General features: G+C 70.5%; 9 protein-coding genes and 2 pseudogenes. 3 read left to right on the forward strand and 8 right to left on the reverse strand.

The features are described from left to right. Positions 1-245: 245 nt before the first annotated feature. Together VR44_RS24355 and VR44_RS24360 are read right to left on the reverse strand one after the other, a co-directional pair. Positions 246-857: an SGNH/GDSL hydrolase family protein gene (locus VR44_RS24355; RefSeq protein WP_052713798.1), complete on the reverse strand. Its 612-nt coding sequence runs from the start codon at positions 855-857 to the stop codon at positions 246-248. A 489-nt stretch (positions 858-1,346) separates the two neighbouring features. Next, on the reverse strand, positions 1,347-1,730 hold the full coding sequence (locus tag VR44_RS24360; RefSeq protein WP_045949726.1) for a hypothetical protein: 384 nt from the start codon (positions 1,728-1,730) through the stop codon (positions 1,347-1,349). A gap of 501 nt (positions 1,731-2,231) precedes the next feature. On the opposite strand from VR44_RS24360, the gene VR44_RS45255 reads away from it, so the two are divergent. Beyond that, positions 2,232-2,555 (forward strand): beta/alpha barrel domain-containing protein, encoded by a 324-nt coding sequence (locus VR44_RS45255; protein WP_157880390.1) that lies wholly within the window; start codon positions 2,232-2,234, stop codon positions 2,553-2,555. Between the two features lie 116 nt (positions 2,556-2,671). On the opposite strand, the gene VR44_RS24365 is transcribed toward VR44_RS45255, so the two are convergent. The 6 genes and pseudogenes from VR44_RS24365 to VR44_RS24385 all read right to left on the reverse strand — a co-directional run bounded on the left by VR44_RS24365 (position 2,672) and on the right by VR44_RS24385 (position 6,821). Beyond that, complete coding sequence (locus VR44_RS24365; protein ID WP_045949727.1) at positions 2,672-4,060, reverse strand: Fic family protein; 1,389 nt, start codon at positions 4,058-4,060, stop codon at positions 2,672-2,674. A gap of 83 nt (positions 4,061-4,143) precedes the next feature. Further along, positions 4,144-4,731, reverse strand: coding sequence for an SMI1/KNR4 family protein (locus VR44_RS24370; RefSeq protein ID WP_045949728.1), 588 nt, complete (start codon positions 4,729-4,731; stop codon positions 4,144-4,146). Positions 4,732-4,960: 229 nt separating this feature from the next. Then, on the reverse strand, positions 4,961-5,470 hold the full coding sequence (locus VR44_RS24375; protein WP_045949729.1) for a hypothetical protein: 510 nt from the start codon (positions 5,468-5,470) through the stop codon (positions 4,961-4,963). Positions 5,471-5,585: 115 nt separating this feature from the next. After that, positions 5,586-5,714: pseudogene (locus tag VR44_RS47460) on the reverse strand (IS5/IS1182 family transposase); the annotation flags it as partial. A gap of 75 nt (positions 5,715-5,789) precedes the next feature. Further along, positions 5,790-6,113 carry a hypothetical protein gene (locus tag VR44_RS24380; RefSeq protein ID WP_245692143.1) on the reverse strand — a complete coding sequence of 108 codons (324 nt, stop codon included), beginning with the start codon at positions 6,111-6,113 and terminating at the stop codon, positions 5,790-5,792. A 510-nt stretch (positions 6,114-6,623) separates the two neighbouring features. Continuing rightward, the gene (locus VR44_RS24385; protein WP_045949731.1) at positions 6,624-6,821 is read right to left on the reverse strand and encodes a hypothetical protein; all 198 of its coding nucleotides are present in this window, start codon (positions 6,819-6,821) and stop codon (positions 6,624-6,626) included. A gap of 78 nt (positions 6,822-6,899) precedes the next feature. On the opposite strand from VR44_RS24385, the gene VR44_RS24390 reads away from it, so the two are divergent. Continuing rightward, positions 6,900-8,660, forward strand: coding sequence for a helix-turn-helix domain-containing protein (locus VR44_RS24390; protein ID WP_157880391.1), 1,761 nt, complete (start codon positions 6,900-6,902; stop codon positions 8,658-8,660). A gap of 13 nt (positions 8,661-8,673) precedes the next feature. Then, positions 8,674-9,018: pseudogene (locus VR44_RS41435) on the forward strand (hypothetical protein); the annotation flags it as partial.

The following is a 9,018-nucleotide window of genomic DNA, read 5'->3' on the forward strand; positions in this document are numbered from 1 at the left end:
GCCCCGGGCCAGGACACGCCAGCACGGGGGCTTGGCGGAATTCTGGCGGGTCTGCCGCAGAGTGGCGGCGTCGGAGGCGTCCCTGTTCGCCAGCCCCGGGACCAGGACGGGCTTGCGCTTGCCGTCCTGGTCCCGGCGTTGCAGGTCCCCGGACGGCGCGCACTGGACGTCGAGGCCGAAGCTGCGGGAGGCGTCCTTGCTCCGATCACGGCCGCGGAGCCCCGTCAGCCCCGGGGCGAAGCTGCTCAGTAGCGGGGCGACATGGGACCCAGGCCCAGGGCCCGCAGGGTGTGTTCGGCCATCTGGAGGTGGCCGGCGGCGTTGGGGTGGGCCGGGTCGTCGAGCCAGGAGATGGGATCAGCGTCGCCGAAGTGCGCGCGCCAGTGGGCCTCGTGGTCGACCAGCAGGGCCCCGGTCTCCTCAGCGATCTCGCGTACGGCTTGTGCGTACGCCGGGAGCTCGCCACGGGCCTCGCGGCCGGCCACGCTGACCAACACCGGCGTGTGCAGGACGGTCTGGGTCTGTGCGCCCGACCGGTCGATGATCCGTCGCATGGCGTCGCGGAACTCCGGCAGCCCGGCCAGGCCGGCCCGCGCATCGTTGGTGCCGAGCGACAGGGAAAGGACGTCGGGCGCGAAGCGGCCGATGAGGTGGTCGTACGAACCGAGCACGTCCACGGCACGCCAGCCGGACACACCGCTGTTGACGACGATGTCGGTCAGCCGGTCCAGCTCCCACCTGATGCGTTCCTGCAGGTGCTCCACCCAGCCGCGTGCGCCGTGGGTGTGCAGTACGGCCTGGGTGATGCTGTCCCCGGCGGCCACCCACGTCATGGGCTGGGCAGACAGGCGGATCATTGCGTCCTCCTCGGTGGTCATGACTTTCCAAGATCACACACATAACGCACGCACCCGCCGCGACCTTCCCCGGCCGCCGGTCTCAAGGCGCCGGACCGTCCTTCAAGATCTCGCCGGTCAAGTCCGCGGCGTCTGCTCGTTGGTCTGGTCGTGCCATTGCCTGACGCGCAATGGGCGCGGATCGAGCCGTTGTTGCCCGACCGGACGACGCAAAGGGGTCGCCGGTGGCGGGATCAGCATGAGGTGCTACACGCCGGCGCGTCATTGCGAATCAGCCGGCGCTGAGGCGACGGTCGCCGTCCTTGTCGGCGGCCGTGGCAACGGCCTCCACCCGCAGCGGCATCCGGCCACCTGACCGGGGCCGGGCTGCTGATCCGCCCCGACGGAGAGCCGGAGTTCGGGTGGCTGTGGCTGAGCACCGTGGATGGCCTTGATGGACAACTGCGGTGCCCAGTTCTCGAAGTGCTCACATTCCGCGAAGACCCTGCGTCAGTTGGTGAGCGTTACGCAGGGCAGCCCGACGCTCTCACCGCCCCGGAAGCCTTCGGCGCACAGCCGGGTGCCGGCGGGAAAGTGGCGCTGGGGATAGACCTGGTCTCGGTAGGTGCGGAACTTGGCGACGTCTTCGACCTTGGTGTTGGCGCTCCAGTTGTTGGTGGTCCACACGCGTGCGGAGATCCGGTTCGGCTGGTTGGTGTTGGTGACCGACACCTCGACCCTGCCCAGGTAGGTTCCGGTGTCGTAGGTCTCGATGCAGACGGAGTGGTTGCACCACTTGCCGTCGGCCACTGCGGACGGCCCGGCCGTGAAAACTCCGCCGAAGGCTGCGGCGACCGTGGCCACACCCGTGATGATCTTTCGAAACGTGGTCATGACTGCATTAACGACCAGCTCGAGACCCTGTAACCGGCCGGGCCCTTCGAGGGATCCGTGCGGCCTACCTTCCGGCGATCGTCACGTCTTGGAGGGTGAGCTCCTTGCGGGGGGGCGCCGTCACCTTCACCGTTCGCGTGATCCGTTCCGGGCCGGGCGACCTCCTCCAGGTACCAGTGCCCACGTTGGCCATGGCATGGGTGTCCTTGTGGTACGTCACCGTCTCATCGCCGGGTGCAGCCGTGGGGCAGGCTCTCCTTCCCGTACCTGTAGGCCGGACCGCCGGAGCCGGTCCCAGGCGGGTCTCCGCACTGGAGCACCTTCAGCACCCGGTGGTCAGGCGGTGGCAGGTGATCCTGTCGAAGAGGTTCTCGGCTGCCAGGCAGGTGAAGGAGGTGACGGTGCGGAGGCGTTCTGCCCGTTCAGATCGAGCCCGATGTCACCCAGGTTGGTCTTGAGGGCCGCTTCACTGTGCTCGCGCAGGGAGGCGTGACGGGCGGTGTGCCCACGTCCTTCGCCCTCGGCAGGGTGCACAGAGGCAGCAGTGCTGAAGCCAGACGTCGGCTCCACACCGCTGTCAGCCGAGGGCAGCACGACCGTGCGGACGCCCTGCTGCCACAGCTGCTGACGTTCCTGCGGTTCATCATCCGCCACGGTCTCCCCCGGACCGTCAAAGCAGGTCTGGCCATCCAGGACCGCCCGGCCGGGCCACCAAGGCCACCACTGCCGCCCCTGCCCCAGGACGACACGCGGCAGCTGCGGACGATGCTCACCCGCCTCCTGGCCGGACCGCTGTCACCGGCAGTCACCCCGTCCGCCACCTGACACGACAGGCGGGGTTTCCGCTTCCGCGCTGAGAGGCCAGAGGCCGGCCCCTCAGCCCTGCCGGGGTGACGCCTGCTGGAAGCCGTCCGGTGGCCGGTCCACTTCGACAAACGCGCCTACGACCTTGGTGCCGAGCCGGTGGCGTCGGCGGCCCGGCGGCGGGTCTCGTCAAGGTGGATGTTGATGTAGCGGACGAGGATCAGCGGGTCCTGGGGGTCGCCGGCCTCGAAGGTGACGCGGCGCAGGAGGCCGACTCCGTCGAGCGCGACGCCCTCCCGGGCCAGGACGAAGACGAGAGCGAGGAAAGCGGACCGGGCGTTGCCGTCGTCGAAGGGATGGAAGAAGCAGACGTCGAGGTAGGCACGGGCGGCGCGGGCGGTCAGGCCGAGGGGACGGCCGGTGCCGGATGCGCTCTCGGCCAGGCAGGTGTCGAAGCGGGCAGCTGTGTCCGGTCCGATGCCGTAGCGCTCCCGGCCCCCTTTGGCGAAGGCGGGCGAGGCACGGAACGGAGGCGGTTGCGGCGTGCCCAGGACGTGCTGCTGCCATCTGCTGAGAAGTGCGTGGTCGAGTCGCGCTCCGCGTGCCGCGTCGGACCGGAGCATTTCCAGGGCGCTGAGGAGGCCTTCGGCCCGGGCCGGATCGATGGCACCGTCGAAGGCCCGGATGTCCTCCGCCGCACCGTCGCGGAGGGGCACAACCGGTCCGTCCGCACCGCTGTCCGGGATCTCGCCCCACGCCACGGACGCGCGGACCGCGAGCCAGTGCTGCACGTGGTCTTGAGCCGGGCTGTCCGCTCGGGTCTCGCCGTCCCCCGGCCGTAGGGAGAGCGCGAGCTGCTCCGCGACGTCGTCGACCACCACCGTGTCAGGACCGGTCCAGCTGCGGAACCTTCCCCCGATCGCCTTGTCGACCAGGCCCCGGGCGGTGTCCCGCGCGACTCCCCAGCGGTCGAGGAACCAGGTGAGCACTTGACGGCAATGACCGTGCCAGCCGCTGCCGCACCCGGTACGGTCGACGACCTGCAGGATCAGGTTGCGCGCCGCACGCTCCCACAGGATCCTCTGGTCTTCGACGGCACACAGGTCCAGCGGGTACGCCTCGAACCAGCCGGCGAGGGTCTCCAACCACTCCCGCCACTCACGCAGGGCCGCCTCGACACGGGCCAGTGTTTCTTCCGGCGTGGTGATCGAGTCCCGCGGGCAGCACCAGTTCCCCACCGGTCCGCCGTCGAAGTCACCCTCGTCGTGCGCCCAGCGCCACCCGACGGACCACCGGCCGTAGTGCTCGACCAGGGCGAACGACATGGCGTCCGCCCAGGACTCGGCCTCGCCACTGACCCAGGCAGCCATCGTGGGATCACCGAAACGAACGTCCGGGCGGGTGGGTACGCGCCGGGCCGGTCCGAGCGAACGCACCGTCCGCGCCACGGACGCGCCGTCGAAGGCTTGGCGGGCGGGGTCCACGTCGTCCCAGGTCAGGAAACGAGGGGCCAGGTCAACGATCACCGCGCAAGCCTGCCACGCTCATCCGGCTCCTCAAACTGGATTGACGACGGGCACCCTGCCGCCACCTCCGACGCACAACCCCGTCAGAGCTTCGGAGCCAGGCGATGGCGGTTGGGATGAGCGAGAAGCCTCGGAGAGGTAAGTTCCAGGGCCCGGTTGTCGCGTCCGGCGCTCATGTGGTTGAGCCAGCGTTCGTACCAGTCGAGGAAGTCGGTGGCGGAGGAGACGTTGGGGCCCCAGTATCCGTCGCCGTTTCCGACGAGGATGCGACCGGTGAGGGGACCGGTCACGCCGATGACACACAGGTCGGTGCAGCCCATCTCGATGATGTGGAGGAAGAGATCGCCTCCGTGGCCCCTGGGGTTTCTACCGTCGAAGCCGCGGGGTTTCCCCGGTTCCCCGCGCGGCTTCATGACCCGCAGGGAACATCGCTCCAGCGGCATGAGGCCGTAGAACGGGGCCGCCCCTGAGCCTCCGATCTGCGTGAGGAACTGCCGGTAGGCGTCGGGCAGGGCGATGTCCTGATCGGCCTCGAATGCGGCGACGCGCGCTTCCGCCAGCTTCGGACCGAGGCGAAACTCGTGTTTCTCTTCCCCGAAGGAGTGACTGCGCAGGGGTTGGAAGGGGATCGCGGCCAGCTTGCGACGCAGGCGGGGTATGCGGGGATCCATCGTGCTCTTCTCTCGTTCCGTCACCCTACAGGGGGCCGTGGTCAACTGGCCCGAAGGTCCCTGGCAGCCGGAGGAGCCTTGACCGCCCTCCTGGCCGCACTGCCGCCACGTGGTGGACCTCACCCACTGGTGAACCCGGCAGCAGCACCGCGCCCCGGCGGGCCTTCCAGGTGATCACCACCGAGCCGCCCCACGGCATCCCTAGGCCCTCTCCGATCCGCGCGGCGCATCAGCTGGGGATGTCAGCGGGTCCGGTGGGAACGCCCGGGTGGGCTGCTAGGCGGCGGGCTTCGGCCATGACCTCGGCATTGACCTGGTCCACGGCTCTGTCGCCGTCCTCGAGGAACGCGTAAAGCTCGTCGAGCTCGGCAAGCCGCTGTGTCAGGGGCAGCTCGTGCCCGTAGCGCTGATGAAGGCGGAAGGTGAGCTCCCAGGGCTTCAGCTCGCCGGAGAGCACGCGTCGTGCGAGCGCTCGCGCGACGGCTTCTTGGGCGGCCACGTCGGCGACTGGATGGAGGATGAGGCCGAGTTCGTCGAGCGCTGGGGGAAGCAGGTCGTAGACGTCGTAGCCCGCCTCGGCGCGGGTGCAGGCGGCAAGCATGCGAAGGCCGGGGGTGTCGAGTCCGGCGACGAGCGCGTCACAGGCGGCGTCGACGACCTCGCCGGCACTGATTTCCCCCGCACTCCAGAGGGCGGCATGGTCCTGTAGAGCGATTGCTGCTGCTTCGGTCGACGTCACTCGCCCATGATTGCCTCAGGGTGTGTCCCGGTCGAACAGGTTTCGTCGAAATCGCTGCTCAGCGGCCTGGTGCAGCAGGGCCGGTGCAGCGTCGGCGTAGCACATTGGTGCGCTGATGCGGTTCGGCCTTACGGTCGTAGCGGCGGCGGTGGTGTCGGCGGGGGCCAGCGAGCCAGGCCATGGCCATGATCCAGCGATGGCGGCCGAGCCGTGGGGAGGACTCGATTCCCTTGCGGGCGATGCGATGGGCCGGAGAAGGCGTACACCAGGCCGGCCCGCAGATGTCGGTCCGTGAGGAGGCCGAGGTCTGCCGGTGGCCTTAAGCCGAGAACTCCTTCAGCCGGTTGACCTCTGCCGCGTGTTCGCTGAGTCGATGCCCTGTACTGCCCGAGGTGTAGAGGACCGTGCCCACCACGGCCGTCGGGAGTGAGAGCAGCAGCAGGGCGAGGAGCCCCGCCCAGTCGCGTTCGGCGGTGCAACGGGTGCCCTCGGCGTCGGCGTAGCCCTCGTAGGGGCGGCCCCGGTCGGTCTCCTTCGTGTAGAACACGCGGGACTGGCACTTCGAATCGTCGCCTCCCGTCACAGAGTAGGGGAGCACCAACTGGGCGGCGATCCAGAGCCAGATGCCGGCGGAGGCGGCCAACAGACAGAACCCCCAGGCCTGCCTGCGCCGGGCGCGCCCACGGAATGCGTTGTCATACACCAGCGCTCTCACGCAGGGGACGGTAGCAGCCCGTTCGGCGGCATGCTGGTCGGAATCGGTTGCCCCGCGGATCGCAACGGTGTCGAACGTGCGCCCCTGGTGTGCTGGCGGTCGTTGAGCTCGCCCAGCGCGGCGGCGCTGCTCCGAGTCCGCCCGCACCTGGGCCGGGTGACTGCGGCGTGCCGGCGGTACGGGCTCCTCGGCTGCTTCCCGTGGGTACCGCGCGCTCCTCCGCCTGGCGGGTGACGATCTCGGCGGCGCCCTCGACGGCCATGCGGCCGGTTGGGGCGGCGATCCGCTTACCGCGGCGGCGCACAGGCGCGTTGACGCGGTCGTGGCGGTCGATGCGGAAATGGAACGGGCGCGGGGGGGGCCGGCCGTTGTTGACCTTGGGCCGGTAGAAGTCGTAGTGGACCGACCCCAGGCCTGACAGCACCGTGGACGGAGGTGTCACAAGAGCTGGGAAAGCACGCCGGCGACGACGGCGGACAGGGTGAGGACGGCGGCGAACGCGGCGGCGGCACGGGTCACCGCCGCGGGGTAGGTGGCGCCGTCCATGCGGGCCAGGACACCGGCGCAAGCGGCGGCCAGGAACGCCCATACCGCCACCAGACCAGCGGCGAGCAGTACGGCGACGAGTCGGGTCACGTCATCTCCTTCGAGAGGGGGGATGTTGACACGACCGACGTTCCCGCAAGCACTGTTCGCCGTGGTTCACGGCGGACGATGATGAACACCGGCGAACACGAGCGACCCGGGGGCCGGATGCCGTACGAGGACAACACCGCACTGGCCGAGCTGCGCCGCCGCCTGCGCGAGGAGAGGGCGCTGCAGGGGGTGACCGTGTCCCAGCTCGCCGTCCGGGCGAAGCTCGGCCGGACCACGGTCCACCAGGCCTTGCGGGCCGATGGTCTGGTCCCGTCCGAGGACACGGTGGTGGCGCTCGCCAAGGCCCTGCGGCTGTCGGCCGTGGAGCTTCTGGAGCTTCGGCAGCGCGCTGCCGTCTTCCTCATCCATACGGCCGCCGTCGATGGCGAGGCCGGCGCGCCACCTGTGCGTGCAGGGAAAACGCAGAGCCCATCCCCCGGCGCGGGGACCGCTGATGGCGGCCCGTACACGCCGGCGCCTCCTCCGGAGGGCGTCTCGGCCTCCACGGCCGACGGGGACGTGGGCAAGCCGATCCCCTCGTGGGACCCGCATGATCTGGAAGTCCACCCTGCGGGGATCACGGGCCGGGCCGGATCCCTCCCAGGGACACGGCGGGTGCTGTCCGGCTATGTGTCCCGTGCCCATGACCGCGTCCTGGCCGATGCCGTGACAGAGGTCCAGGAGGGGCGGAGCCGGATGCTGGTCCTGGTCGGCTCGTCCTCCACCGGCAAGACGCGGGCCTGCTGGGAGGCGGTGCAGCCGTTGGCCGTCCGCGGCTGGCGGCTGTGGCATCCCTACGACCCGACACGGGCCGAAGCGGCACTCGCCGACCTGGAACGCGTCGGGCCCCGGACGGTGGTGTGGCTCAACGAGGCGCAGCACTACCTCGACGGCCCTCCGGCGGGTGAGCGCATCGCGGCCGCTCTCCACGCCCTGCTCACCCAGCCCGCGCGCGGCCCGGTGCTGATCCTGGGCACGCTGTGGCCCGAGTACGCCCGTCGGTACATCGCGTTGCCCCGGCCGGGGGACCCGGATCCGCACAGCCGGGTCCGTGAACTGCTGGCCGGGCGGACCGTCAGCGTCCCCGACACCTTCGACCGGGAGGCGATCCGGGCGGCGACGGCGCTCGCTCACGACGGCGACCGGTTGCTCACGGACGCCCTCACGCGAGCCGGTGAACACGGCCGCCTGGCCCAAGACCTGGCCGGCGCACCCGAACTCCTGCGTCGTTACCAGCACGGCACCCCGGCCGGCCGGGCCCTGCTGGAGGCCGCGATGGACGCCCGCCGCTTCGGCGTAGGCCTTCACCTCCCCCAGGACTTCCTCACCGCGGCCGCCACCGACTACCTCACCGACCACGACTGGGAGCAGCTCCCCGACGACTGGGCCGAGGTCTCCTACACCGATCTGGCGGACCCCGTCCACGGCAAACAGGCGCCCCTGGGCCGTGTCAGTCCCCGGCCGGACAGGGCACGGCCGGGCGCGCCCGGGCCCTCGGCCGGTCCCGCCGGTCCCGCCGGTCACCTGTTCCGTCTCGCCGACTACCTCGAACACCACGGCAGGATCACCCGACAGCTGTCGTACCCACCTGCCTCCTTCTGGCGGGCCGCCCTCGCTCATCTCCCCCATCCCGAAACCCTCCTCGCCCTCGCCCGACGGGCCGAGGACCGGCTCCGCATGTGGTGGGCCCATCGTCTCCGCCTGCGGGCCGCCGAGTTGGGACAGGTCAGTGCCCTGACAGGTCAGTGCCCTGACGGAGCTGGCGGACATGCGGAGGTGGTGGGCCGACGACGAAGAGGGTGCCGCGGTGTTCTACCGTCGTGCGGCGGACGCCGGTGACACCAACGCGTTGATGAGCCTGGCCCGCATGCAGAAATGGGCCGGCGACCTGGAAGACGCCGAAGCCACGCTCCGAGAGGCCGCCGAAGCCGGTGGAACCGGGGCGTTGGCCACTCCGCTCCGGTTGCGGGAGCAGTTCGGTGACTGGGAGGGACTCGAAACCTTCTACCGGCATGCTCTCGAAGCCGGGAACCTCGAGGCGCTGGCGCACCTGGCGAAGCTTCGGCAGTGGGCCGGTGACCGGGAGGGGGCCGAGACCTTGTGCCGGCGGGCGGTGGAGGCCGGGAACCTCGACGCGCTGGCGCACCTGTCGGAGCTTCGGCAGCGGGCCGGCGACTGGTACGGCGCCGTGGAACTC

The sequence above is a fragment of the Streptomyces katrae genome, assembly GCF_000966975.1.
GTDB lineage: Bacteria > Actinomycetota > Actinomycetes > Streptomycetales > Streptomycetaceae > Streptomyces > Streptomyces katrae.

Coding starts and splice junctions, on each gene's coding strand:
- VR44_RS24390 (WP_157880391.1), top strand. CDS start 6,900: ATGATGAACACCGGCGAACACGAGCGACCCGGGGGCCGGATGCCGTAC.
- VR44_RS24360 (WP_045949726.1), bottom strand. CDS start 1,730: ATGACCACGTTTCGAAAGATCATCACGGGTGTGGCCACGGTCGCCGCA.
- VR44_RS24370 (WP_045949728.1), bottom strand. CDS start 4,731: ATGGATCCCCGCATACCCCGCCTGCGTCGCAAGCTGGCCGCGATCCCC.
- VR44_RS24355 (WP_052713798.1), bottom strand. CDS start 857: ATGATCCGCCTGTCTGCCCAGCCCATGACGTGGGTGGCCGCCGGGGAC.